The sequence below is a fragment of the Corticibacter populi genome (genome assembly GCF_004217315.1).
Classification (GTDB): Bacteria; Pseudomonadota; Gammaproteobacteria; order Burkholderiales; family Burkholderiaceae_C; genus Lampropedia; species Lampropedia populi.
This window is the reverse complement of the sequence record NZ_SGWR01000002.1, coordinates 755,678-781,249: the sequence shown is the minus strand read 5'-3', so window position 1 is coordinate 781,249 and position 25,572 is coordinate 755,678. Positions and strand designations below refer to the sequence as shown.

Below are 25,572 nucleotides of genomic sequence, written 5' to 3'. Positions count from 1 at the left end.
GAGCGGGATGCCGGCTCAGTACACCGGCGGCTCGCCCGGCGGCCGCGACTTGAAGCGCTTGTGCACCCAGAAGTACTGTGCCGGCATGCTGCGGATCCACCCCTCCAGCTCGGCATTCATGCGCGTGGTGTCGGCCGGCACATCGCCAGTGGGGAAGTCCTGCCACGCCGGCAGCAACTCGATGTCGTAGCCCTGCCGCGTCACGCGCGAGAGCAACGGCATCACCCGGGCCCGGCCCATCTGCGCGAAGCGCGAGAGCGATGGCACTGTGGCGGTTGGCACGCTGAAAAAGGGAACGAAAATCGATTCATCGGCTGCGAAGTTCATGTCCGGCAGCAGGTACAGCACACCGCCTTTGCGCAGGGTCTGGATAACCGGGCGCAGTCCCTCCGCACGGTTGATCAGCCGCACCTCGCCAAAGCGCGCCCGCCCGGCCTTGATCCAGGCATCGAGCACCGGGTTGGGCTGCTTCATGAAGATGCTGGCAACGGGCCGATCGTTGTGCAATGCCATCGCCATTGCCGCGGCATCGAGCCCATAGAAATGCGGCGTCAGCACGATCACCGCGCCGGGCTGCTGATATTGCTCCAGCGCGCCATGCAGGTGCAGACGCCGACGCAGCAGCCGAGGCGAGCCCAACCACAGCCAGCTGCGGTCCAGCCAGGTCTGGCAGAAATAGATGAAGGATGCGCGGACCCAGCGCCGCCGCGTGGGCTCATCGGTTTGCGGAAAGCACAGGCGCAGATTGGTCAGCGCCACGCGGCGGCGCGGCCGCGCCAGCCAGAACAGCAATTGCCCGGCGGTGCAGCCGATGGCCCGTAGCAGCCATAGCGGCAGCCAAGACAGCAGGTGCATCAGCGCGATCACCGCATAGCCGGAAAAGGTCTTGCGCATCAGCTATTCCCCGGCGGCTGCGCATCGACCGGCATGCCACGTGGCCATTTGTAGCGCGCGTAGCCCCACAGGTATTGTTGCGGGCAGGCGCGGATCTGCGCCTCCAGCGCCGCGTTCATCTGCCGCACCAGCATTTCCTGATCGGCGCCCTCGTCATACGGCACCTGCTCCACATGCAGTTGGTAGCCGCCACCCCAGGGCAGGCGCTCGCAACGCCCCACCAGCACCGAAGGCCGCGTCTGCATCACGAGGCGTGCGGCAATCGTCATCGTATACGCCGGCCGGCCAAAGAAATCGCTCCAGATGCCCATGCCCCAGGGCGGCACCTGATCGGGCAGCAGGCCTACTGCACCGCCTTTGCGCAGGCGCTTGAGCATGGCGCGCACGCCGCCCATGTCGGTGGGCACCGCTTCCTGCCCGTGGCGGTTGCGGATGGTCTGCATCTGCCGCGCCAGCCAGGCCTTGCGCGCCGGCCGGTAAAGCACCGTCAGCGGCCCGCGCGCGTCGCCCCAGTGGCGCGCCACGCTTTGCGCCGACAGCTCGAAGCACCCCAGGTGCGGCGTGAACAGCAGCACGCCCCGCCCGGCCGCCCAGGCTGCATCCAGCACCTGCCGGGTGGCATCGTCCATGCGGACCTCGATGGCCCGGCCGGCCCAGACCTTGGGCAGTTCGGTGACCATGCGGCCGGCCTGGCCGACGGCGGCGCGCACCTCGGCTAAGGCATAGCCGGCCTGCACCGCGTTCTCAATGAAGCGGCGCCGGTAATGGGGCGCCAGCAGAAAGACCGCCCAGCCCAGCGGCCAACCCAGCAGATACAGCAACCGCGACGGCAGCAATGACAAGACACGCAACAAGATGGCCATGCGGCAATGGGATAGAATCGGGACTGTCGCCGAGTTAACAGAGCAACTTGCAGGGCGACTCAAAACAAAACTGCTAAAGCGTTCGCCAGAGCTTCTCTCAATGGATGGTTTCCGGCAACGCCTGGATCTTCCGATTGCTAGGAGCTTTTTTCATGGCCAACGATTTTCTCTTCACGTCCGAATCGGTCTCCGAAGGCCACCCCGATAAGGTGGCGGACCAGATTTCGGACGCTATTCTAGATGCGCTGCTGCGCCAAGACCCGGCCAGCCGCGTGGCCGCCGAGACCCTGACCAACACCGGCCTGGTGGTGCTGGCTGGCGAGATCACCTCGGGCGCCACGGTGGACTACATTCAGGTGGCGCGCGACACCATCAAGCGCATCGGCTATGACAACACCGAGTATGGCATTGATTACAAGGGCTGCGCGGTGCTGGTGGCCTACGACAAGCAAAGCCAGGAAATCGCCCAAGGCGTGGACCGTGCCAGCGACGACGAGCTCAACATCGGCGCCGGCGACCAGGGCCTGATGTTCGGCTATGCCTGCGACGAGACGCCCGAGCTGATGCCCGCGCCCATTTATTACGCGCACCGCTTGGTCGAGCGCCAGAGCCAGCTGCGCCGCGACGGCCGCCTGCCCTTCCTGCGTCCGGACGCCAAGAGCCAGGTGACCATGCGCTACGTCGACGGCAAGCCGCACAGCATCGACACCGTCGTGCTCTCGACCCAGCACAGCCCCGACCAGAGCGAATCGGCCACCAAGCTCAAGTCCAGTTTCATCGAGGCGGTGATCGAGGAGATCATCAAGCCGGTACTGCCCAGGGAATGGCTCCAGAACACCCGCTACCTGGTCAACCCAACCGGCCGCTTTGTCATCGGCGGCCCGCAGGGTGACTGCGGCCTGACGGGCCGCAAGATCATCGTCGACACCTACGGCGGTGCCTGCCCGCACGGTGGCGGTGCCTTTAGCGGCAAGGACCCCACCAAGGTCGACCGCTCGGCCGCCTACGCGGCCCGCTACGTGGCCAAGAACATTGTCGCGGCCGGTCTGGCGCGGCAGGCGCAGATCCAAGTCTCGTACGCCATCGGCGTGGCCAAACCGATCAACGTCACGGTCTACACCGAGGGCACTGGCGTGATCCCGGACGAGCAGATTGCCGAACTGGTGCAGCAGCACTTCGACCTGCGCCCGCGCGGCATCATCGAAATGCTGGACCTGCGCCGCCCGATCTACGAGAAGACCGCCGCCTATGGCCACTTCGGCCGCGAGGAACCGGAATTCACCTGGGAAGCCACCGACAAGGCTGCCGCGCTGCGCGCGGCCGCAGGTCTGGGCTGACACGCCGGGCACGCCAGCGCAGCCAGGCCCGAGGCCAAGGGAGGAACGGGGTAGCCTGCTCCGCCCTTGGCCTTTGTTGCGCATGGGGCGCATGCATTGCCGCGGCCACCCTGCGTGGGCATAGCCCCGCGGCCGGCTAAGGCCATTTTTCACGGGCACCCAGCACGAATTCGCGACGCACCGTAGAATCAGTCAACCGATTGTCAAACAGCGTGCAAAGTACCTTCCTGCGCAGCGACGGACGATACAAAACGACAAACTTCCGCACGCGCTGTCACGCAATCGGCCGGAACTTTCCTCCAGTTGCCATGCTCTGATGGAAGCATTGCAAGCAAGACCTGTCTTTCCAGTTACGAGGCTTTCAGGCCAGCCCTGACGGACGACTCCCAGAGTGCTTCTCCTCCCTCACTCTCTATCTTCACTCTGGGTAGCCTCGTAACTTTTTCTTTTTCCCTTTCATTCCCGATCGGCCCTCTGCGGCCCGCGACGGCGCCAAGGCGTGCGAACCGTACAATACGGAGCATGAACCTATCCGCACTCACCGCCCTCTCGCCCCTGGACGGGCGCTACGAAAAGAAACTGGCCACGCTGCGGCCGATTGCCAGCGAATTCGGCTACATGCATCGCCGCGTGCAGGTTGAGATCACCTGGTTCCTGGCCCTCTCGCAGGCCGGCTTCGAGGAGTTTCCGCCCATCGCAGCCGCTGACCGCGACTACCTGCTGGGCCTGGTGAGCGGCTTCGGCGAGGCCGATGCCCAGGCCATCAAGGACATCGAGAAGACCACCAACCACGACGTCAAGGCGGTCGAATACTGGATCAAGGACAAACTCAAGGGCCGCCCGGCGCTGGAGAATGCCTCGGAATTCGTGCACTTCGCCTGCACCAGCGAGGACATCAACAACACCAGCCATGCGCTGCAGTTGCAGGCCGCACGCGACCAGGTGGTATTGCCGGCGCTGCAGGAAGTCATTGCGCGCCTGCGCCAGCTCGCGCACCAGCATGCCGATGTGCCCATGCTCAGCCGCACGCACGGCCAGACCGCCAGCCCCACCACCGTGGGCAAGGAACTGGCCAATGTGGTCGCGCGCCTGCAGCAGGCCGCGCGCAATATCGCGGCCGTCGCCATCCTGGCCAAGATGAATGGCGCGGTCGGCAACTACAACGCCCATCTGGCGGCCTGGCCCGAGTTCGACTGGGAGGCCTTCAGCCGCAAGGTCATTGAAAGCCCCCTCCCCGAAGGCCTGGGTCTGGTGTTCCAGCCCTACAGCATCCAGATCGAGCCGCACGACTACATGGCCGAACTGTTCGATGCCGTCGCGCGCGCCAACACCATCCTGGTGGACCTCAGCCGCGACGTGTGGGGCTACATCAGCCTGGGCTATTTCAAGCAAAAGCTCAAGGAGGGCGAGATCGGCTCCTCGACCATGCCGCACAAGGTCAATCCGATCGACTTCGAGAACGCCGAAGGCAATCTGGGACTGGCCAATGCCCTGCTGCGCCATCTGGCCGAGAAGCTGCCGGTGAGCCGCTGGCAGCGCGACCTGACCGACAGCACCGTGCTGCGCAATCTGGGTGTGGCGCTGGGCTACTCGGTGCTGGCCTACAACGCGCTGCTGACCGGCCTGAACAAGCTCGAACTCAATGCCGATACGGTGGCCGCCGATCTGGACAACGCCTGGGAAGTGCTGGCCGAGCCGATCCAGACCGTGATGCGCCGCTATGGCATCCAGGGTGCCTACGAGGCCCTCAAGGCCGTCACGCGCGGCAAGACCGTCAGCAGCAGCGACCTGCATGGGCTGATCCAGGGCCTGGACATTCCCGAGCAGGTCAAAGCACAGCTGCTGGCGCTGACGCCCGGTAGCTACACCGGCAAGGCGATCGAGCTGGCACGGCGCATCTGAGCTGCGGGAACCTCGGCTCGCAAGCTCCTCGGTTGGTCATGTGGCCAGAATCAGCGCGTGCTCCGGCCCGCGCTTTTCTTTGGTGCCTGTCGTTTCGCTGCCGCTTCACCTGGCCATGAGTGGCTCGCACTTGTGGTCTAATCCGTCTTCCAAATTCGAAGGGGAGTATCCCTGGCGCATGGCGTGGCCTCCACACACGCCCTGTCGGCCCCACCCTATCCGTCATCACGAATGCCCTGGCGGGCGTTCCGGGTAGGGTGCTGCCAGCTTGCCACAGCTGGCAGGGGAGAGACTTTCGAGCCGATCAACTGCCATTCCCCACAAGGTAACGCATGGAACTCGCTCTCCCCTGGAAATTTGAAGTCGGCTCGCTCATCGTGCTGACACTGATCCTGATCGCCGACCTGCTGATCATCCTCAAGCGCCCCCACATCCCCTCGATGAAGGAAGCCACCGCCTGGGTGGTCTTCTACGTGTCGCTGGCGCTGGTCTTTGCCGGCCTGATGTACTACTTTGCCGGCGGCGAGTATGCCGGCCAGTTCGTCGCCGGCTGGCTGACGGAGTACTCGCTCTCCATCGACAACCTGTTCGTCTTCGTGCTGCTGATGTCGCAGTTCAACGTGCCCAAGAAGTACCAGCAGGAAGTGCTGATGGTGGGCATCATTCTCGCGCTGGTGCTGCGCGGCATCTTCATCCTGCTGGGCGCGCAGCTGATCCAGAATTTCAGCTGGATCTTCTACATCTTCGGCGCCTTCCTGGTCTATACCGCGTACAACCAGGCCTTCTCGGGCGAGTCCGACGAGGATGCAAACCACGAGCCGGCCATCGTGCGCATCGCCCGCAAGCGCATGCAGATCGCCCCGCATTTCGACGGCGCCAAGATCCGCACCATCTTCGAGGGCAAGAAGGTCTGGACGCCGATGATCATCGTCTTCATCGCCATCGGCTTCACCGACCTGATCTTCGCAATCGACTCGATCCCGGCCATCTTCGGCATCACCAAGAGCCCGTTCATCGTGTTCACGGCCAACATCTTCGCGCTGATGGGTCTGCGCCAGCTCTACTTCCTGCTCGGCGGCCTGCTCGACAAGCTCAAGTACCTGCACTACGGCATTGCCTTCATCCTGGCCTTCATCGGTGCCAAGCTGTTCTTCCACGCCATGCATGTCAACGAACTGCCGTTCATCAATGGTGGCGAGCCTATTCACTGGGCCCCGGAAATCTCCACCTGGGTGTCGTTGGCCGTGATCATCTGCTCGATGCTGGTAGCCACCGTCGCCAGCCTGATCTTCAAGGACAAGTCCGAGTAAGTCGGCCGCGCTCTATCATCACAGGCAAAGTGGCCCGGCGCGCATCCATGCACGCCGGGCCACTTGGTTTGGCGTCGCCAGCGACGCCAACGCCCCCCGCGACATGTGAAAGCGGATCGGCAGTCCTTGCACCCCGACACAAAAAATCACGGCACCGACATACGCATCGGCGCCGATGGCGGCAAGATGCAGGCACGGTCGCACCACGGCCGGTACCGATATCCCCCACACACCCTGGCCGCAGGGCGCCTCGCGCCACAGGCAACCAGAAGGAGTCCGAAGATGACACGGTTTCTACCCACTGCAATGCGCAGACTGGCATTGGGCGCAGGAGCATCCCTGGCGCTGCTGGGCATGACCACGCAGGCGCAGGCCGGCAACAATATCAGTTGGTCCATTGGCGTGAGTTCCGGCAGCCCCTACTACCAGCCGCCGCATGTCGCAGTCAACGTTGGCAGCGGCTACCACCGCCCACCGCCGGTCTATGTGGCACCGCCGAGCCCGGTGTATGTGGTTCCTCCCGTGCCCGTTTACTTGGCGCCTGCGCCAGTCTACGTGGCGCCGCCCGTCTATCACCGGCCGCGTCAGCTCCACCACCACCGGCAGCCATCCCACCACCACGGCCGCAGGCATGACCGGCGCTGATGCGCCGGCGCGGCCGCGTCCTTGAGCCCGCGCCAGCACCTGCAGGCCCGTTCATCAAGGCATCAAGGCTCCAACGACGCCTGCACCCGCGCAGGAAACATCGCGCGAGGCCAGCCCAACCGTCGTCCTAGCCGCAGCCAGTCGAAACCGGCGCCCGGATCCTGCTTGCGTCCCGGCGCAATGTCCTCGTGCCCGGCAATATCGGCGATCGGATAACGGGTCCGGATCGCCTGGCACAGGCTTGCCAGGGTTTCATATTGCGCGGCCTCGAACAGGCCGCCTTCCAAACCTTCCAGCTCGATGCCGATGGAATCGTCATTGCGAGCCTGCCGGCCACCGTAGCTGGAGACGCCGGCATGCCAAGCCCGCGCATCGCAGTCGACGAACTGCAGAATGCGGCCATCGCGGCGGATGAAGAAATGCGTGGAGACTTCCAGGCCCCGGATGGCCTGGAAATAAGGATGGGCATCCCAGTCCAGCGTGTTCGTGAAAAGCTGCTGCACAGCGTCACCACCGAACACTCCCGGCGGCAAACTGATCGAGTGCACGACGATCAGGTCGACCAGCACACCGGCCGGACGGGCATTGCAGTTGGGCGAGGCCAGCCACTGCGCCGGCCGATAGACACCGCCCTGCCACAACGGCAGCAGATCACCATCAGCCACTCTGGACACGTCCTCAGCCCCGCTCCTCCGGTCCGACCGGGATGTTCAGCCGCTCGATCCGGTAGCGGATCTGCCGGAGATTCAGGCCCAGGCGGCTGGCCGCCGCGGTGCGGTTGTAATGCGTCTCCTTGAGCGCACGGATCAGGATCTGGCGCTCCTGCTCGTCCAGCCAGGCTTGCAGGTCATCCGGCAAGGCTTCCACGGCAGCGGGCGCGGCCCCCACCGCCGTAGTCTCGCCATCTGCCGGGGCGGGCGCGGGCGGAGCCGCAGGTACGGCTGCCACCGGAGCATCGACCGGCGGAAGGGCGTGCGCCGGGACGACCGGCGCAGAAGGCGGTGCCGGTGGCGGTATCAGCACATCGGCTGCGGGAGTCACCGCCATGGCTGGTGTGGCGCGCGCAACAGAGGCAGCACTCTCGCCTTCATCGCAGACGCTCGCCACCAGCAGCCAGCCATTTTCGCTGAGCGCCACGGCGCGATGCAACAGATTTTCCAACTCCCGCACATTGCCGGGAAAGGCCCTGCTGGCCATGGCTTCGAGGAACCCGGGCTCCATGTGCAAAGGGCCCATGCCGGAATCCTGCGCCAGACGCTGCAGCAGGGCCCGGGTCAGTTCCGGCAGGTCCTCGCGCCGCTCGCGCAGGGGCGGAATGCGTACCTCGATGACATTGAGGCGGTAAAACAGGTCCTGCCGGAAGCGTCCGGCCGCCACTTCCCTGGCCAGATCGCGGTGCGTGGCGCTGACGAGGCGCACATCGACCATTTCCTCCTGCGTGCTGCCCAGCGGGCGCACGCAACGCTCCTGAATGGCCCGCAGCAGCTTGGTCTGCATGGCCAGGGGCAGATCGCCGATCTCGTCGAGGAACAGGGTGCCGCCACGGGCCGCCTGGAAAAACCCTTCGCGGTCCTGCGTGGCACCGGTATAGGAGCCCTTTTTGGCGCCGAAGAATTCCGCCTCCAGCAGGTTTTCCGGAATGGCGCCACAATTGACCGCCACCAACGGCCCCTCGGCGCGCTGGCTGTTCGCATGCAGTGCCCGTGCCACCAGTTCCTTGCCGGTGCCGGATTCGCCATGGATGTGCACCGGCGCCATGCTGCGTGCGACCTTGACGATGCGCTCCTTGACCGCTTGCATGGCCGCCGAACGGCCCACCATGCGCTCGAGCGCGACGCGGCCTGCGCGGCTCATGGCAACCGGTTGCATATGTTGCTGTGGCTGCCCTGGCGACGGCGCTGCAGCCTCGACCCGGGTGGCGGGACGCCCCCCCGCTGCACTTGCGGGGGTAGCCGGGGCGGTGGCGGCCTCCTGTTCAAGGGGCACTGGCGGCACAGCCGTCTGGTTCACGCCACTGGGTGGGCCACTGGATGGAATACTGGGCAGCCCATTGGGTATGCCAGCCGATGCGCCGGACAGGCCCTGCACGGCCGACGCCACGATGCTGCGCAATTGCTTGAGCTCGACGGGTTTGCTGAGGTAATCGAAGGCACCGGCGCGCAACGCCTCGACCGCGTTCTCCGCCGAGCCATAGGCGGTCACCACCACGCAGCGCTCCGGCCGGCCGGCCGCCTGCAGCTCCTGCAGGATCTCGATGCCCAGGCCGTCGGGCAGGCGCATATCGAGCAGCACCACATCGAACCGGTGCGCCAGACTGGCACGCGCCTGCGCCAGGCTTTCCGCAGTCTCGACGGTGTATCCCTCACGAACCAGTGTCAATTCGTAGAGCAGGCGCAGGTCCGGCTCATCGTCGACGACCAGGATGGAAGCGGTTTTCTCGGACATAGGCAAATTATGGGACCTTTATGTCCCATGCCCCGTCGCACCAGACGCCCAGCCGCGCATTGTGCGCCTTGGCGCCGGAAATTCAGCTGGTCCGGGACGACTTGTCGTCGCCCGGGTCGCTGGACGCTACTGGCACGCCACCCGGAAAAAAGCGCCAAGGCTGCAGGCTGTTGAGAAAGCCCTGGAACTGCGCCGTCTGCAACTTGAGCCGGTAATCGAACTCGGCATATTGCTGCTCGATCACTTCCGTCAGGCGGGAGTTGAGGTTGGCCGGTGACAGCTTCAGGTAGGCCTCCGACTCCGAGCCTTCACGGTGCACGGTGGAGCCGGCATTGCGGGCGATGCGCAGCATTGGCGTGTTTTCCGAAAGGGCGTGGATGTAGAGTGTCTCCACGCCTTCGTTGCGTGCATGCATCACCGCACGGTCATAAAGGCGTGCGCCAAGACCCCGGCCGCGGTACGAACCCAGTACCGACACCCCGAATTCGGCCGCCGTCTGCGGCTGACTACTGGCCGGGAACGCCAGGTGGGCCATGGCAATCAGCTCCAGCTTGCGGTTGTGAATGCCGAAGATTTCATCACGCTGAAAGTCCAGGCCATCGACATAGCGCTCAACCTGCTGGTCCGAGGCCGGATAGCCGAAGCGCAGATAGCGGTCTTGCGGGGAGAGCTTGAGCAGGTGCTCAAGAATCTGCCCCCGGTGCGATGGTCCCAGCGAGCGGATCGGCACCATCAGTGGCTGTACCGGCGCCCGCTTGGAAGCCTCAGCCTGCGACTGGTCGGCCGTCTTTTGTTGTTGGTTCTGGGAGGGCTGGGTCGTCAGTGTCATGGGGCGATTCGCAGATCGTGATGGCGGATGCCGGGCAGGTACGTGTCAGGATGTTGTGAATACAAGGGTTTTCCCTATTTTGCACTGCATCACGCCTTTTGTGACGCCCGCGCTGCAAAGCCAGCCTCACCCCGTCTCATCCGTACCACGATCGCCGGCTGCGGCCTGCCGACCATCATGGATCACCTTGCCTTGGCTTTGGATTTGGGTGTCCGTCAGATCACGTCACGGTCAGCGCGCGGCGGTACTGGGCCGCCTCGGCAATGTGCCGGCGGGCCACCGCCTCGGCCCCGTCGAGATCGGCGATGCTGCGCGCCACCCGCATGACCCGGTGCATGGCACGCGCCGACCAGGCCATCTTCTGCGCCGCCTGGTAGAGGAATTCGCTGGCCGGCCCGTCGAGCTGCGCCTGCTGCTGCAGGGCCTGTCCTTCCAGCAAATGGTTGCTACAGCCCTGGCGGGCCTGGGCGGATGTGCGGGCGGCGATGACGCGGCGCTGAATGCTGGCACTGTCCTCGCCCGGCTGCGCCTCCAACAGTTCCTGCGGCGTCAGGCTGGGGACTTCGATATGGATGTCGATGCGGTCCAGCAACGGACCGCTGAGCCGCCCCTGGTAGCGCGCCACCTGATCGGGCGTGCAGCGGCACGGCCTGGTGCTGGAGCCCCAGTAGCCGCATGGACAAGGGTTCATGGCCGCAATCAGCTGAAAGCGTGCCGGGAACTCGGCCTGGCGTGCTGCGCGCGAGATGTGGACGCTGCCGGTCTCGAGCGGCTCGCGCAGCGCTTCGAGCGCGGCACGAGGAAAATGCGGCAGCTCGTCGAGAAACAGCACCCCCTGGTGCGCCAATGAGATGTCGCCCGGCTTCGGCGGCGTCCCGCCACCAACGAGCGCCACCGCACTGGCGGTGTGGTGCGGGCTGCGTACCGGGCGCTGGCGCCATTGGGACCATTGGAAGCGCCCGCCAAGACTGGCCATGGCGGCGCTTTGCAGGGCGTCAGCTGTCTCCAGCGGCGGCAACAGACCGGCAAAACGTTGCGCCAGCATCGATTTGCCAGCACCCGGCGGCCCCACCATCAACACATGGTGCCCGCCCGCAGCGGCGATTTCCAGCGCGCGGCGCACCACCGGCAAGCCCTTCACATCGGCCATGTCCGGATAGCGGGGCGGTTCCTGCCCGGCAGCATCAGCCTGCGGCAGGCGCTGCCAGCCGGAAGCCGCATTCTCGGCCGCTTCGGCTGCACCGGCATCCGAAGCTCCGGAAGGACGGAAGAAGTCCACCACATCCAGCAGATGCTCCGCCCGGTACACGGTGCAACCGGGCACCAGCGCGGCCTCCTCTGCGCTGCCCGGCGGCAGGACCCAGGGCGTGGCCGCATCGATCGGCCCGGGCTCCTGCGCCGCGCCATGCGCGGCCAGCGCCATGGGCAAGGCGCCGCGCACAGGCCGCAACGCGCCCGAAAGCGATAGCTCGCCCGCAAAGGCAAAGTCGTGCAGGCGCGCCGAATCGAGCTGGCCGCTGGCGGTCAGGATGCCCAACGCGATCGGCAGGTCGAAACGCCCGGAGTCCTTGGGCAAGTCGGCGGGCGCCAGGTTGACGATGATGCGCTTGTTGGCAGGAAACTCCAGTCCGCTGTTGAGGATGGCCGAGCGCACCCGTTCACGGGCTTCGCGCACCTCGACTTCGGCCAGGCCGACCAGCGAGAAGCTGGGCAGTCCATTGGCCAGATGCACCTCAACGGTGACTACCGGTGCCTGTAGGCCCAACAATGCACGACTGTGTAGCTGCGCCAGCCCCATGTTCCGACTCCTCCCCAATCATGGGCATGGATAGCCCGTCATCTCATTTCAGACCCCAACATTGGCACCATAGCTGAGCCATGGCAGAGCGACGCACATTTTTTGTGCGGTTTCGCATCATCATGGTGCATAAAGACGCGATTCAGCCAGACTGCCGCGTTTCTTTGCCCATTGCTGGGGCATGACGCCATATGTAAACGCCGATTAACGATTGGCATGGTCTGTGCATTGCTCCTGCCCACATACCTGCGCATGGACAAGATGCAGCCAACCGGCTCTTGTGCAACGGTGTGATGAAGCTTTCCGCATGCCTGCCGTGCAAGGCTTCTGAAGGATTAACCCTTAACCCATCAGCATCATGCAATGCAGTGCATTGCCCAGTGACAGGAGTTTCGCTCATGAAAATGGTATCTGCCATCATCAAACCGTTCAAGCTCGATGAGGTGCGCGAAGCCCTCTCGACCATTGGCGTACAAGGCATCACCGTGACCGAGGTCAAAGGCTTTGGCCGCCAGAAAGGCCACACCGAGCTCTACCGCGGCGCCGAGTACGTGGTGGACTTTCTGCCCAAGATCAAGATCGAGGTGGCAGTACCCGACGAGACCGTGCCCCAGGTTATCGAAGCCATCGAGACCGCCGCGCGCACCGGCAAGATCGGTGACGGCAAGATCTTCGTCGCGCCGCTGGAGGCGGTGATCCGCATCCGCACCGGCGAGACCGGCCAGGACGCCATCTGAGCGATATCCCGCACATCCCATCCGCATTCACATCATTCGAAGGAATCGTATGAAAAAGAACCTAGCGACTGCCCTGGGCCTGGGTCTCCTGGCAGCCTCCCCCCTGCTCCATGCACAAGAGGCGGTCCCTGCCGTGGTTGAGACCGTGACCGCCGTGGTCGAGACCGCGCCGGCCATCGACAGCGGCGACACCGCCTGGATGCTGACCTCCACCGTGCTGGTGATCCTGATGAGCCTGCCGGGCCTGGCCCTGTTCTACGGCGGTCTGGCCCGCTCGAAGAACATGGTGTCTGTGCTGATGCAGGTCTTCGCCGTCTTTTCGCTGATCACGTTCCTGTGGGCCATCTACGGCTACTCGCTGGCCTTCGGCGGCGAGGGCAAGTTCTTCGGCGGCTTCGACTTCGTGTTCCTCAAAGGCATCACGCCGGACACGATCTCCTCGGCCCTCTCGACCATCCCCGAGTTCGTGTTCGTCGGCTTCCAGGCCGCCTTTGCCGCCATCACCGTGGCGCTGATCGTCGGCTCCTTCGCCGAACGCATCAAGTTCTCGGCCGTGCTGGTGTTTTCCGTGATCTGGTTCACCTTCAGCTACATCCCGGTCGCCCACATGGTCTGGGGTGGTGGCCTACTGGCCGAGGACGGCGCGCTGGACTTCGCCGGCGGCACCGTGATTCACATCAACGCCGGTGTGGCCGGTCTGGTGGGCGCCTACGTGCTGGGCAAGCGCATCGGCCTGGGCAAGGAATCGTTCGCTCCGCACAGCCTGACGCTGACCATGGTGGGTGCCTCGCTGCTGTGGGTAGGCTGGTTCGGCTTCAACGCCGGCTCTGCCGGTGCCGCCAACGGCACGGCAGGCCTGGCCTTCGTCAACACCATCGTCGCGACCGCCGCCGCCGTGCTGGCCTGGATGGCCACCGAGAGCATCGTCAAAGGCAAGCCCTCGCTGCTGGGCGCCGCCTCCGGCGCCGTCGCTGGCCTGGTGGGCGTGACTCCGGCGGCCGGTTTCGTCGGCCCGATGGGCGCCATCGTGATCGGTGCCGTCGCCGGCGTGGTCTGCGTCTGGGGCGTCTCCGGCCTCAAGCGCCTGCTGGGTGCCGATGACTCGTTCGACGTGTTCGGCGTGCACGGTGTCGGCGGCATCATCGGCGCCATCCTGACCGGTGTGTTCGTCTCTCCGTCGCTCGGCGGCGTGGGCGTGGACGATTACGCCATGGGCCACCAAGTGTTGGTCCAGCTCAAGGGCGTGCTGCTGACCATCGTCTGGTCCGCCGTGGTTGCCTACATCGCCTACATGGTGGCCAAGTTCACTGTCGGCCTGCGCGTCGAACCCGATGCCGAGCGCGAAGGCCTGGACCTGACCTCGCATGGCGAAGTGGCCTATCACCTGTGATCTGACCGGTGATTTGCCAAAGCCCCTGCCAACTGCCACATCGGTGGCGGGGGCCATAAAAACCATCAAGCCAGGCGTCATGCCTGGCTTTTCTCATGGGCGACGCGGGCTATCCCGCTCATGCGCAGTGCGTACCAGGCGGCTGTGATCGATTGGGGGCACGAAGAACCACTCGCACGGCCTGCCCCAACAGCAAACCTCACCCCGCACCCGACCAGGGACAATGCTGGCGGAGCGCTGAGGCGTCGGCCTTGCGGCAATCCTTCTGCAATCCGCCCTCAGCCGACGCGTTCGTCCAGCGTGGCTGCGCCTTCGAGATGGGCGTTGTCGCCCCAGGACAGCAGGGTCAGCCCATGTGGCGCCCACAGGAAGCGGTTGATCGAAGTGTTCTCGATTGGCCAGCCGCGCGCCACCTGCAGGTCAAGCCCCGCGGCATGGCGATACAGGATGTCCAGCACGCCGCCGTGGGTGACCAGCCCGATGTGCTGGCCCCGGCATGCGGCGGCAATGCGCTGCAAGGCCTCCAGCACGCGCACCCGAAACGCCGCCATGCTTTCGCCGCCCCGCGGTGCGTAGGTGCTGTCGCGGTCGCGCATGGCTGTCGCCATGCGCGGGTCCTGCTCACGCATCTGCGCTGCCGTCAACCCCTCCAGTGCGCCATAGCAACGCTCGCGCAGCCCGGGCTCGCCATGCAGGTGCACGGCCAGCACCGCCTGCAACGGCTTGGCCGTCTGCCAGGTGCGCGCCAGGTCGCTGCTGTAGAGGGTGTCGATGTCGGCGCCAACCAGTGCCCGGGCCATGCGCTCGGCCTGCCAGCGTCCCGTCTCGTTGAGGCCGATGTCGGTGTGTCCTTGCACGCGGCCTGCATGGTTCCAGGCGGTTTCGCCATGGCGGATCACCGTCAGGCGAGTGACGGAGAGCGGGTCGTCGCCGGCGGCAGGTATGGCGGGCGTGGTGGAGAAAATGGCCATCAGGTCGAGGTTCAGGGCTGGATCTGGTGGCGGATGCGGCGCTCGCCCTGCGGTGGCGTCGGGAAGCCATCGAGCGCGGACTGGAACAGCAGGCGGAAGATCTGCTCGTCGCTGCGCCAGATGTCGTCATAGCGCGCGCTGGTCTCGTAGACCGGCTGGCCCTGGGCGTCGCGCAGCACCAGCCGGACCTGGTAGACATACAGGGTCGGCGGCAGATCGCGCATGTAGCCGTAGTAGCCAAAGCCCGGGCCCCAGCCCCAGGGGCCGTAGCCCATGCCGAAGCCGAAGTTGCTGTAATGCGGCCAATTGGGCAGGTATGCGTTGGCGTAGCTGCTGAGCTCCAGGCGCAGCGCGCCATTGGCGTCATCGCGCTGCATGCCGACCTGGCCGAGGGCCTCGGTGGCCAGGCGCTCGATCATGCCGCGCTGCGGGCTGGGCTGTTGCTGGGACGGCAGGCGCTCGATCCGGTAGGTTGGCGGCTCGGGCATGGCCGCCAGCGTCGAGTAGCTTTGCACATCGTTGTCGATGATGCGGGTGCTGCTGCAGCCCCCCAGCAGCAGGGCCAGCGCGGCTGCCGCACCCAGTGCCCAATGTCTCCAGTGTCCCGGGGCCAAGCCCCTTTTTGCCTGTGCCATTGCCATATCGCTTTCTCCTTGTCGGCCCGCCCTGATGGAAGGGCCCGTTGCTGCATCAGCCCGCGCGGACCGCCTGAAATCCCGGCCCTGCTGGAGGGGTGGTCAGGAACACAGCGTCTGCGATTGTGCCCGTGATTCAGGCGCGGTTGTCACGCTCACGGCGATGCCCAGGGTATCGCCATCCGCATTGGGTATGAAACTCTCGGTGAAAGTTTCCGGATCAAAGGCGGTATCGCCGGCCGGATCGGCAACGCCGGTGGCGCGGGCATTGCGGAAATCGTGCAGGTTGGGGTCCATCATGTGCGTGGTGACGACATGGCCCATGGCCCGGAACATGCTCTCGAGGCGCCCCGGGTACTTCTTGTCCCAGTCACGCAACATGTCGCCGACGATCTGGCGCTGCAGGTTGTCCTGGCTGCCGCACAGGTTGCACGGGATGATGGGAAACTGCTGGTGAGCCGCCCACTGGGCGGTGTCCTTCTCGGGAACGTAGGCCAGCGGCCGGATCACCACATGCTTGCCGTCGTCGCTGACCAGCTTGGGCGGCATGCCTTTCATGCGGCCGCCGAAGAACATGTTGAGCATCAGGGTCTGCAGGATGTCGTCGCGGTGGTGGCCCAGCGCGATCTTGGTGCAGCCGAGGCGGTCGGCCACGCTGTAGAGAATGGCGCGGCGCAGCCGGCTGCACAGGCCGCAGGTGGTCTTGCCCTCGGGCACGACGCGCTTGACGACACTGTAGGTGTCCTGCGTCTCGATGTGGTAGTCGACGCCGATGCTCTGGAAGTACTCGGGCAGGATGTGGTCCGGAAAGCCCGGCTGCTTCTGGTCGAGGTTGACGGCGACCAGTTCGAATCGCACCGGCGAGCGCTTCTGCAGCCGACGCAGAATGTCCAGCAGCGTGTAGCTGTCCTTGCCACCGGACATGCACACCATGACCTTGTCGCCTTCCTCGATCATGTTGAAATCGACGATGGCGCGCCCCACCTCGCGGCACAGGCGCTTTTCCAGCTTGATGGCTTCGCGCCGCGCCTTCTCGGCGGCGCTGTGGATGCGGACGGGATCGGTGATGGTGTTCATGGCGGGCTTTGCATGAGCGGCTGTCAGCCGCCGGACCGGTGATTTTACCAGCCCGCCCCATTTTCCCCACAGCCCTTGTCAGCCCCCGTGCGCCACGCCCATGCTGCCGGCGCCGCTACAGCAGCGCCCCGCCAGCAGCGACGCGAACGTCGGGCTGGAACGATAGCCCACGTGGCCGGCGGCGCGCTCGCTGCTGTCGCCGGCGTGCAGCCGCACCGACGCCTGGCCCGGGCGATGCAGCCAGCATTCACCATCCAGAACCATGTGAAAGCTCGGTTGCCAGCGCCTCGCGTCGAAGCCTGTCAGGCACCGCAGTAGCGGCCAGCGTGGAAAACCGTCGCCTCCAGGTTCAGTTGCAAGCGCCATGGCATCAATCAGAAGGCGCAGGCCCAGGAGATGGAAGGGCCTGACTCCCTGCGAATGCATCTGCAAGCAGTGGACAACCGAGCCCGAGCGGTTCAGGATCAATCCGATCCATCTAATGCCGGGACTGAACACCTGAGACAGGGCCGGTTTCCAGCCCGCTTGATTCGCTCCGCCCGTTCAGGCCGGCCAGCCTGCGAGCACGATCTTGCCGCAGCTTGTGCCGCTTTCGATCTGCGCGTGGGCGCGCCGCAAGTTGGCGGCACTGATGCCCTCGATACGCTCGGTCAGCGTGCTCTTCAGCACCCCCGCGTCAACCAGTTCGGCGCCGCGCCGCAGGATCGCGTGCTGGCGCGCCATGGTCCGGGTCTGGAACAGCGTGGGCGTGAACATCAGCTCCCAGTGCACCGACAGCGACTTGGGCTTGAGGGCACGGATATCGAGCTGCTCGGGGTCGTCGATCAGCGCCAGATGCCCTTCGGGACGCAGCACCTCGACGATTTGCGCCAGGTGATCGGCGGTGTGCGTCAGGCCGGCCACATGTGTGACGTCGGCCAGGCCCAGCGCCTGCAATTGCGCCGCCCAGGGCCGGTGGTGGTCGATGACGTGGTGCGCGCCCTGCTGCAGCGCCCACTCGCGCGTGGCAGGCCGCGAAGCGGTGCCGACCACCGTCAGGCCGGTGAGCTGGCGCGCCAATTGCAGCAGGATGGAGCCGACGCCGCCGGCCGCACCCACCACCAGCAGGCTTGGCGCCTGCGTGAGGTCGGCGGTTTGCACCTGCAGGCGCTCGAACAGCAGTTCCCAGGCGGTGAGCAGCGTCAGCGGCAGAGCGGCGGCCCGGGCGAAATCCAGGCTCCGCGGGGCCGGTGCCGCGATGCTGGCATCGACCAGTTGCAACTGGGCATTGCTGCCGGGGCGGTTCAGCGCACCCGCGTACCAGACCCGGTCGCCGACAGCAAACCCCTGCACTTGTTCGCCCACCGCCCGCACGATGCCGGCGGCGTCCCAGCCCAGCACGCGTGCCATGCCATCGGCGGGCTGGGCGCTGGCGCGCACCTTGACGTCGACCGGATTGACCGAGACTGCCTGGACCTCGACGAGCAGGTCGCGGCCCGCGGCCACGGGCTCGGGCAGTTCGAGATCCTGCAAGGCATCGGGATGGGTGATGGGCAGCGGCTGTTGGAAACCAATGGCTTTCATGGGGAAATCCTCACGGACGGATGAACATGAAGGAGATTGTGATTGCCTGCAGAATGTTGAAAAACCACGTCGATCTGGAAACACTTTCATGGATTTTCCGAAGATGCCGCGCCTCGATGACCTGCAGGTCTTCGTGCTGGCCGCCGATGCCGGGAGCTTTTCCGCCGCAGCCCGCCAGCAAGGCACCAGCCCGGCACGGGCCAGCGCCGCCGTGCAGCGGCTGGAGCGGGCGCTGGGCGTGCGGCTGTTCCTGCGCTCGACGCGCAGCCTGCGTCTGAGCGATGACGGCCAGCGCTACCTGCCCCACGCCCGTGCGATGTTGGCTGCGCTGGGTGACGGTGCGCTGGCGCTGGCTGAAGCACAGGCGGCGGTGGCCGGGCCGCTGCGGCTGTCGGTGCCCTCCGATCTGGGGCGCAACGTGCTGCTGCCGTGGCTCGATGCGTTCCAGGCACAGCATCCGCTGCTCACGCTGCAGGTGCGCATCAGCGACCAGTTGGCGGATTTCTTTCGCGCCCCGCTCGATGCCGGCATCCGCTCGGGTGCGCTGGCCGATTCGAGTCTGGTGGCCTTGCCGCTGGCGCCGCACAACCGGCGCACGTTGTGCGCTGCCCCGGCCTATCTGGCGCGGCATGGCGCGCCGCGCAGGCCGCAGGATCTGGCGCACCACAATTGCCTGCGCTTCGTGATGGGCGAGCAACTCTTCGAGCGCTGGCCGTTCCACCTGCCCGGCGGCATGCAGACGGCGGCCGTGCGGGGCGACCGCATCAGCGACGATGCCGACGTGGTGCGGCGTTGGGCCGTGGCCGGCCACGGGCTGCTCTACAAGTCCCGCCTGGACGTGGCGGCCGACCTGTTGGCCGGGCGGCTGGTCGAGCTGTTCCCGCCGCAGTGGGGCCAGCCCGCACCGCTGCACCTGGTGTGCGCCGATCGCAGCGTGCTCACCCCGGCGATGCAGCAACTGCACCGCTGGCTGGCGCAATGCTGCGCGCAGTTGCAGGCCCGGCTGGAGGCCGCCCCGCCTGTTGGCCAGGGCCAGGCACAACGGTGCGATCAGGAGGCGGGCTGAACGGCTTCGCCCAGGTTGAGCATCAGCCGGTTGGCCCAGGCGAACAGCGCGCTGGCGTTGATGGCATCGAGCACTTCCAGCGGCGTGGCGCCAGCGGCCTGCAGTGGCGCCAGCGTCTCGGCGCGAACCTTGGCGGGCGCCTCGGTCAGTGCCGCCGCCAGCTGCGCGACGGCACGCTCGCGTGCATTGGTGCCGGTGCTGTGCGGATCGGCAAACAATTGCGCGACCACGTCATTGCGTTTGGCCAGTTGCTCGAAGCGCTGCGCATGCACCGAGAGGCAGTAAACGCAGCGGTTGATGCGCGAGACCACGGCCGTGGCCAGTTCCCGCTCGGCACGCGGCAAGCCGCCTGGCGCATACATGATGGTGTTGAAGACGCTCGAGCGTTCACCCAGGATGGCCGGTTGCAATGCCAGCAGCAGGTAGAAATCCGAGCTGCGCGCCTTGGGGTGGCTGGCATCGAGGATGGCGTTCTGCTCGGCGCTGGCCTGCGCCACATCGAGCACCGGCAGCCAGGCGTGCCAGTCCAGCGTCTCGTTGGTGAAGCCGTGGATGCGCAGCACGCTGCCCGGTGGCGGCAGCCGTGCCGGATGGACGAAGCCGGCGTCGGTCTCGGGCAATGCCTGGGTGGCTGCGCTGGCGTGCTCGGCGAGCTGCCGCCAGGCCTGCCAGCCCGCCAGCAGGCGCAGCTGGAAGCTGACGAAGCCGATCAGCTGCGCCAGCAGCACGATGGCCGGCGCATCCAGGCCGGCCTGCCGCAGGGCGGCCAGTTGCTCTGGCGCCTGCTGTGCGGCGGCGGCCGGGTCGGCCGCGACGCTTTGCGTGAACCGGGCGATGGCCTGCAGGCGGGCGGAGGCGGCCCGCGGCGCATCCAGTGCCTGCAGTACCTGCCGCGCATCCGCAGCGCCGGCTGTGGCCAGTGCCTGCAGGCCCTGGCTGTAGTGGGCTGCCAGCGCGGGGCTATCGGCTTGCCGGGCCACCAGTGTGGCCGCGAAGAGGCGTTCGGCCGGCGTCAGGTCGGCGTCGGCACCGGGGCTGGCGCTGGTGCTGGTGCTGGCGGGAAAGAACAGTTCGAAGCAGTTCTGCACACCGGACACCACTTTCTGGCGTTGCCGGAGCACCTGCGCGGCGGCTGTCTCTGGGGCAATGGATGCCAGCTGTTCGAGCAGCGTGGCGGATGTGGACGAGGAAGGGGCGTCGGGCGTCATTGCTTGTAGTCGGGCAGGGTCTGGGGAGCGGCCGGCGCATGGGCCTCGCGCAGGGCCTGGATTCGCGTGGGCGTATTGGCGCGCGTCCATTCGCTGCCGTCGAGCTCGGGCTCGGCATAGGCTTGCAGCTTTTCCCAATGGTATTCGAGGTCTTCGCGGTAGAACGCCGAGGCCAGCCGCGTGGCCAGCAGCCGGGCGCCATCGCTGATGGCGGGGATGTCGCCCGAGATGGTGCCGAAGGAGAGCGCGGCCGGGTAGCAGAAGGCATGCAGGCGCCAGAGGCCCGGGCAGGCGCCGGGCTGCGCCTCCTGGAACTCGAAAGCGGGGCCGAGATCGGGCATGCCGTTGAGCTCGGCATCATCGGCCGCCTCCGGCAGCTGGTAGCGCTGTGGCCAGAGCTTCACCTGCGACGCGAACGCGGCGAACTCGGGCCGTTGCGACCAGTCGGGCACGAAGCCGGTGGCCACGAACAGGAAGTCGAAGTGAAAGCGGCCCTGCGTGGTGTCGACCAGCAGCGGCGCGGCGGCATCGCCGGTGGCGGTGACCCGTTCGATCGCACAGCCGGTATGGAAGAAGGCATTGGCATGGCGCGAGACGCGCAGTGTGCTGCCGTGCGGCGGCGGCACCTGCTGGCGGTTGATGTAGTGGCGGATGCGCCACTTCCATGCATCGGGCAGGTCGGCGTGGCCGTGCGTGAGGCCGGGCACGCCCGAGCCCTTGGATTTGTTGATGCGCGGGATCTCGGCGCGGCGGATCAGCAGGTCCACGCTGGCCGCCCCCTCCTCCAGCGCGGTGCCGGCACTGTCCATGGCCGAGGAGCCGGCGCCGATCACGCCCACGTGTCTGCCGCGCAGGCTGCGATAGTCGAAGGGATCGGAAGAGTGCGCCCAGAGGCGGCGGTCCACCCCCCGCATGAAGGCCGGAATGGCCGGCCCGCCCAGGCCGTCACGACCGGTAGCGAGAATGACGTGGCGCGCCAGCAAGGTGGTGGCACCAGTGGCACCAGTGGTGCCAGCCGTGCCCGCGGCGGATGCAAGCCGCAGTTCGACGTGATCGGCGTGCGGCAGGATGCGGGTGACCGCTGTCTCGTTGCGTACACGCGGCCGGGTGACCTGGCGGTACCAGCGCAGGTAGTCCATCCACTGCAGCCGGGGGATTTTGTCGAGTCGGGCCCAGCCGGTTGCGCCGAACTGCGCCTCGAACCAGGCCCGGAAGGTGAGATTGGGCACGCCCATGGCCGGGCCGGTCAGCTCCTTGGGCGAGCGCAGCGTCTCCATGCGCGCGGTGGTGGCCCAGGGGCCTTCGGAGCCGGCCGGGGCACGATCGAGCAGCAATGGGTCGATGCCGGCCTGGCGCAGCCCGAAGGCCAGCGCCAGGCCGGCCTGGCCGGCGCCGATGATGACGACCGGCTCAAGCGGCTGGCCGTCGTGGCGGCGTTCGGGCAGCCACTGGCCGGCCGGCCAGTTCAGGCAGGCCAGGTCATGGGCCAGTCGGCGCTCCAGATCGGCCAGCCCGACGGGGGTCTCTTCAGGCATGTTGTTCGCTTGCGGGCAAAGCGACGATTCTAGGCCACCGGTGGCGGCCTCATTCGAGGCGGATGTGGGCGTCCTCGACGACCTGCTGCCATTTCAGGCGGTCGTTGTGCACGGTCTGGCGGAACTGCTCGGGGGATTCGAGCCGTATCGCATTGCCCTGGCTTTCATAGCGTTCGCGGATGTCCGGGCGTTGCAGCACCTCCTGCACGGCGGCGTTGATCTTTTCGACGATGGCCGCATCCGTGCCCTTGGGGGCGAAGATGCCAAACCAGATCGAGCTGTCGAAGCCTTCCGTGCCGGGCACGCCGCTGGAGGCGATGGTGGGCACCTCCGGCACGGCCGCCACCGGCTTGGCGGTGGTCACGCCCAGCAGGCGCACCTTGCCCGACTTGTAGTGCGGCAGCACGGTTTGCACCTGGTTCATGATGCAGCAGGTCTCGCCGCGCAGCACCGATGTGATGGCTTCCGGGCCGCCCTTGTAAGGCACGTGCAGCATGTCCAGGCCCAGGCGTGCGTTGAATTCGGCAAAGGCCATGTGCGTGCCGGCGCCATTGCCGGTGGAGGCGAAGGCGTATTTGCCCGGGTTCTCGCGCACGAGGCGCACGAAGTCGGCCAGCGTCGCGGCGTCGATGACCTCCGGGTTGATGGTCAGCACGTTGGAGACGTCCAGCACCGGCGCCACCGGCACGAAGTCGGCTTCCACGTCGAATGGCAGGTTCTTGTACAGAGCGGCATTGCTGCCGTGCGTGGCTGCCGTGCCAAAGAGCAGCGTGTAGCCATCGGGCCTGGCGCGCGCCACGTATTCACTGGCGATGTTGCCGGCGGCACCGGACTTGTAGTCGATGATCAGCGGCTGGCCGAGCTTCTCGCCCAGCGGCTCCTGGAAGACACGGGCGACCACATCCACGCCGGAGCCGGCTGGAAAGCCCATGATCAGGCTGATCGGCTTGGTGGGCCAGGCCGCGTCCTGTGCGGCGGCAGGGGTGATGGGCAGGGCTGCAGCGGCCAGAGCGGTGGTGGCAGCGAGCGCGCGTGCGAGACGGACCAGGGTTTGCATGGCGGCGGAGCAGGGACTTGTGACGGGAAGTGGCCCATTGTCCGCCGTTTGTTATGAGCAGGGGTAATTTACATATGACGTGCCAAGGCCAAGGCCTTGGCACGTCATGGCCGCTGCAGCGGATCAGGGCGCGATCGGTTCGGTCGGTGTGCGTGCTTCGCGGTCGGCCTGCGACTGTGCCAGCTCGGTCTCCGAGATGTATTCGAACAGGCGCACCACGCGGGCCACGCCATCGGTGGTGCGCGCCACCTCGGTCGCCAGTTCGGCCTCGCGCGGTGTCACCAGCCCTTGCAGGTAGACCACGCCACGCTCGGTGGTGATCTTCAGTGACTTGCTTGGCAGGTTCTCGGTATTGATGATGCGGGTGCGCACCTTGCCGGTGATGTAGGTGTCGCTGGAGCGCTGCGAATAGCCGGTGCTGGGCATGACCTGCAGTTCGTTGTAGACGTTGCGCACGTTTTCCACCTGCCTGGTTTGCTCGGCGGCCTTCTGGCGGTCGGCTTCGGTGGCCACTTCGCCGGTCAGCAGGACCTGGCGGTTGTAGCTGTTGATGTTGACGTGCGAGCCCTCGGCGATGTGTTCGTTGAGCGCCGTGCGGACCTTGATCTCGATGGCCTGGTCATCGACCTGCGCGCCGGCCGTGCGGCGATCGACGGCCACCGAGCCGGCCACCACCGCGCCGCCGATGATCATGGGCGCGCACCCGGTGGTCAGGATGGCAGAGGCCAGGCTGATGCAGAGGGCAACAGTGAACGTCTTGGAGGATGTGGGCAGCATAGGTGGCGCAGGGCAGGGGTTGGAAACCCTGCAAACATACCATAAGCGCCCGCGTTGCGGCGGGCCGGAAGGCCGCCGTTTGTTAGCCGTTTGTCCGCCGTCTGTTACGCCGTCCCTGACGGGGCCACGTGGTCCTCGAAAAGATCGCGAGCAGGCTCTTACAGTTCGCCGTAGCTGTGCAGGCCGGAGAGGAACATGTTGACGCCCAGGAAAGCGAAGGTGGTGACCACCAGCCCGACCAGCGCCCACCAGGCCGATGCCGCGCCGCGCAGCCCCTTGATGAGGCGCATGTGCAGCCAGGCCGCGTAGTTCAGCCAGACGATCAGCGCCCAGGTCTCCTTGGGGTCCCAGCTCCAGTAGCCGCCCCAGGCCTCCGCAGCCCAGAGAGCCCCCAGCACGGTGGCGATGGTGAAGAAGGCAAAGCCGACGGCGATGGCCTTGTACATCACATCGTCGAGCACCTCGAAGTCCGGCAGGCGAGCGGCGATCGGGCGGCGCAGCGCGAGGATGGCTGCCACCACCAGTGCCGATATGCCGAAGTAGACCATCCAGTAGCCGCCGCCACTGGCGCTGCCGGCGCCGCGGAACACCACTGGCTCGAAGCACAGCACCACGCCCAGCAGCCACAGCGGCGCCAGCTTCCACCAGCGGCCCTCGCTGGCGTAGTGCTTGATCAGCCATGCAAAGGCCACCATGGCGGCGATGGCGAAGGTGCCGTAGCCGATGAAATTGGCCGGCACGTGCAGCTTCATCCACCAGCTCTGCAGCGCTGGCACCAGCGGCTGGATGACGTGGGCTTCGCGCACCAGTGTGTACCAGAGCAGGAAGCCGACGGCGGCGCTGACCACCAGCATCACGAAGGCTCCCAGATTGCGGGTGCGGTACTGGGCTTCGTAGTAGAGGTAGAAGACGGCGGTCATCCAGCAGAACAGCACGAACACTTCGTAGAGGTTGCTCACTGGAATGTGGCCGATGTCCGGGCCGAGCAGGTAGCTTTCGTACCAGCGCACCATCGTGCCCACCAGTGCCAGCGTGCTGGCCACCCAGGCCAGGCGCGAGCCCAGCAGCGACATGGCCGCGCCATGCTGGCGGCTGAGCAGGCCGATCCAGTAGAACAGCGTGCTCATGAAGAACAGCATGCACATCCACAGGATGGCCGATTGGCTCGAGAGGAAGTACTTGAGCAGGAAGACCGATTCGGAGCGCGCCAGATCGGCCTGGCCACCATCCTGATAAAGGCCGATGGCCAGCAGCGACAGGGCGGCGACGGCCACCATCAGCGCCTGCAGCGGCCGCCAGAACCAGCCCAGCCAGACCAGTGCCGGGATGCTGCCCACCAGGATGGCTTTCTCGTAACCATCCATGAAGCCGCCATAGCGCTGCAGCGCGAACAGGCCGCCGGCGCAGGCCAGCAGCGCAAAGGCCCAGTCGCGCCAGTTGCGCCGCGCGAAGTAGCCGGGGTCGAGCGTGTAGCTGTGTTCAATCGTGGTGCTCATGGTGTGATCCAACAAGGCAGTGCGGGTGCTGCGGGCT

Annotated in this window: 23 protein-coding genes; 7 read left to right on the top strand and 16 right to left on the bottom strand. The window is 66.2% G+C overall.

All coding sequences use genetic code 11. The annotated features are described in order from the left end of the window. Window positions 1–15 precede the first annotated feature (15 nt). Both EV687_RS09670 and EV687_RS09665 read right to left on the bottom strand, forming a co-directional pair. Window positions 16–894 (bottom strand): lysophospholipid acyltransferase family protein, encoded by an 879-nt coding sequence (locus EV687_RS09670; protein WP_122230369.1) that lies wholly within the window; start codon window positions 892–894, stop codon window positions 16–18. Beyond that, window positions 894–1,757, bottom strand: a complete 864-nt coding sequence (locus tag EV687_RS09665) for a lysophospholipid acyltransferase family protein (protein ID WP_122230371.1) — start codon at window positions 1,755–1,757, stop codon at window positions 894–896. The genes EV687_RS09670 and EV687_RS09665 overlap by 1 nt, the downstream gene beginning before the upstream one ends. 152 nt (window positions 1,758–1,909) lie before the next feature. Here EV687_RS09665 and metK point away from each other — a divergent pair, with 152 nt between their 5' ends. From metK to EV687_RS09645, 4 genes are all read left to right on the top strand, one after another. Then, a complete protein-coding gene (gene metK / locus EV687_RS09660; RefSeq protein WP_122230373.1) occupies window positions 1,910–3,094 on the top strand; it encodes a methionine adenosyltransferase in 1,185 nt (394 codons plus the stop codon). A 522-nt stretch (window positions 3,095–3,616) separates the two neighbouring features. After that, complete coding sequence (purB, locus tag EV687_RS09655) at window positions 3,617–4,996, top strand: adenylosuccinate lyase (RefSeq protein ID WP_122230375.1); 1,380 nt, start codon at window positions 3,617–3,619, stop codon at window positions 4,994–4,996. A 332-nt stretch (window positions 4,997–5,328) separates the two neighbouring features. After that, complete coding sequence (locus EV687_RS09650; RefSeq protein WP_122230377.1) at window positions 5,329–6,306, top strand: TerC/Alx family metal homeostasis membrane protein; 978 nt, start codon at window positions 5,329–5,331, stop codon at window positions 6,304–6,306. A gap of 282 nt (window positions 6,307–6,588) precedes the next feature. Further along, complete coding sequence (locus EV687_RS09645; protein ID WP_207226421.1) at window positions 6,589–6,951, top strand: hypothetical protein; 363 nt, start codon at window positions 6,589–6,591, stop codon at window positions 6,949–6,951. 62 nt (window positions 6,952–7,013) lie between these two features. Here EV687_RS09645 and ampD read toward each other — a convergent pair whose 3' ends face one another. The 4 genes from ampD to EV687_RS09625 all read right to left on the bottom strand — a co-directional run bounded on the left by ampD (window position 7,014) and on the right by EV687_RS09625 (window position 12,023). Continuing rightward, complete coding sequence (gene ampD / locus EV687_RS09640) at window positions 7,014–7,625, bottom strand: 1,6-anhydro-N-acetylmuramyl-L-alanine amidase AmpD (RefSeq protein WP_122230380.1); 612 nt, start codon at window positions 7,623–7,625, stop codon at window positions 7,014–7,016. Window positions 7,626–7,629: 4 nt separating this feature from the next. Then, complete coding sequence (locus EV687_RS09635) at window positions 7,630–9,396, bottom strand: sigma-54-dependent transcriptional regulator (protein WP_122230382.1); 1,767 nt, start codon at window positions 9,394–9,396, stop codon at window positions 7,630–7,632. An 82-nt stretch (window positions 9,397–9,478) separates the two neighbouring features. Then, on the bottom strand, window positions 9,479–10,225 hold the full coding sequence (locus tag EV687_RS09630) for a GNAT family N-acetyltransferase (protein WP_122230384.1): 747 nt from the start codon (window positions 10,223–10,225) through the stop codon (window positions 9,479–9,481). 220 nt (window positions 10,226–10,445) lie between these two features. Continuing rightward, window positions 10,446–12,023, bottom strand: a complete 1,578-nt coding sequence (locus EV687_RS09625; protein ID WP_122230386.1) for a YifB family Mg chelatase-like AAA ATPase — start codon at window positions 12,021–12,023, stop codon at window positions 10,446–10,448. Window positions 12,024–12,421: 398 nt separating this feature from the next. On the opposite strand from EV687_RS09625, the gene EV687_RS09620 reads away from it, so the two are divergent. Both EV687_RS09620 and EV687_RS09615 read left to right on the top strand, forming a co-directional pair. After that, window positions 12,422–12,760, top strand: coding sequence for a P-II family nitrogen regulator (locus tag EV687_RS09620; protein ID WP_122230388.1), 339 nt, complete (start codon window positions 12,422–12,424; stop codon window positions 12,758–12,760). A 49-nt stretch (window positions 12,761–12,809) separates the two neighbouring features. Then, window positions 12,810–14,150, top strand: coding sequence for an ammonium transporter (locus tag EV687_RS09615; protein WP_122230390.1), 1,341 nt, complete (start codon window positions 12,810–12,812; stop codon window positions 14,148–14,150). Window positions 14,151–14,428: 278 nt separating this feature from the next. On the opposite strand, the gene EV687_RS09610 is transcribed toward EV687_RS09615, so the two are convergent. From EV687_RS09610 to EV687_RS09590, 5 genes are all read right to left on the bottom strand, one after another. Beyond that, on the bottom strand, window positions 14,429–15,121 hold the full coding sequence (locus EV687_RS09610; protein WP_122230392.1) for a histidine phosphatase family protein: 693 nt from the start codon (window positions 15,119–15,121) through the stop codon (window positions 14,429–14,431). A gap of 11 nt (window positions 15,122–15,132) precedes the next feature. Further along, on the bottom strand, window positions 15,133–15,762 hold the full coding sequence (locus EV687_RS09605; RefSeq protein WP_242612566.1) for a DUF4136 domain-containing protein: 630 nt from the start codon (window positions 15,760–15,762) through the stop codon (window positions 15,133–15,135). Window positions 15,763–15,858: 96 nt separating this feature from the next. After that, window positions 15,859–16,833 carry a tRNA 2-thiocytidine(32) synthetase TtcA gene (ttcA, locus tag EV687_RS09600; protein ID WP_122230394.1) on the bottom strand — a complete coding sequence of 325 codons (975 nt, stop codon included), beginning with the start codon at window positions 16,831–16,833 and terminating at the stop codon, window positions 15,859–15,861. 78 nt (window positions 16,834–16,911) lie between these two features. Next, window positions 16,912–17,301 carry a cupin domain-containing protein gene (locus tag EV687_RS19380; RefSeq protein WP_423201077.1) on the bottom strand — a complete coding sequence of 130 codons (390 nt, stop codon included), beginning with the start codon at window positions 17,299–17,301 and terminating at the stop codon, window positions 16,912–16,914. A gap of 75 nt (window positions 17,302–17,376) precedes the next feature. Continuing rightward, entirely contained in the window at window positions 17,377–18,396 is a 1,020-nt protein-coding gene (locus EV687_RS09590) for a zinc-binding alcohol dehydrogenase family protein (protein WP_122230398.1), read from the bottom strand. 103 nt (window positions 18,397–18,499) lie between these two features. Here EV687_RS09590 and EV687_RS09585 point away from each other — a divergent pair, with 103 nt between their 5' ends. Then, window positions 18,500–19,462 (top strand): LysR family transcriptional regulator, encoded by a 963-nt coding sequence (locus EV687_RS09585; RefSeq protein WP_122230613.1) that lies wholly within the window; start codon window positions 18,500–18,502, stop codon window positions 19,460–19,462. On the opposite strand, the gene EV687_RS09580 is transcribed toward EV687_RS09585, so the two are convergent. The 5 genes from EV687_RS09580 to ccsB form a co-directional block, all read right to left on the bottom strand. Further along, entirely contained in the window at window positions 19,447–20,670 is a 1,224-nt protein-coding gene (locus tag EV687_RS09580) for a peroxidase-related enzyme (RefSeq protein WP_122230400.1), read from the bottom strand. The two genes, EV687_RS09585 and EV687_RS09580, sit on opposite strands and share 16 nt — an antisense overlap. Then, complete coding sequence (locus tag EV687_RS09575) at window positions 20,667–22,205, bottom strand: NAD(P)-binding domain-containing protein (RefSeq protein WP_122230402.1); 1,539 nt, start codon at window positions 22,203–22,205, stop codon at window positions 20,667–20,669. The genes EV687_RS09580 and EV687_RS09575 overlap by 4 nt, the downstream gene beginning before the upstream one ends. Window positions 22,206–22,254: 49 nt before the next feature. Beyond that, window positions 22,255–23,262: a Bug family tripartite tricarboxylate transporter substrate binding protein gene (locus EV687_RS09570; protein WP_122230404.1), complete on the bottom strand. Its 1,008-nt coding sequence runs from the start codon at window positions 23,260–23,262 to the stop codon at window positions 22,255–22,257. A gap of 123 nt (window positions 23,263–23,385) precedes the next feature. After that, entirely contained in the window at window positions 23,386–24,039 is a 654-nt protein-coding gene (locus tag EV687_RS09565) for a BON domain-containing protein (protein ID WP_122230406.1), read from the bottom strand. Window positions 24,040–24,197: 158 nt separating this feature from the next. Then, window positions 24,198–25,535, bottom strand: a complete 1,338-nt coding sequence (gene ccsB / locus EV687_RS09560) for a c-type cytochrome biogenesis protein CcsB (RefSeq protein ID WP_122230408.1) — start codon at window positions 25,533–25,535, stop codon at window positions 24,198–24,200. Between the last annotated feature and the right edge of the window lie 37 nt (window positions 25,536–25,572).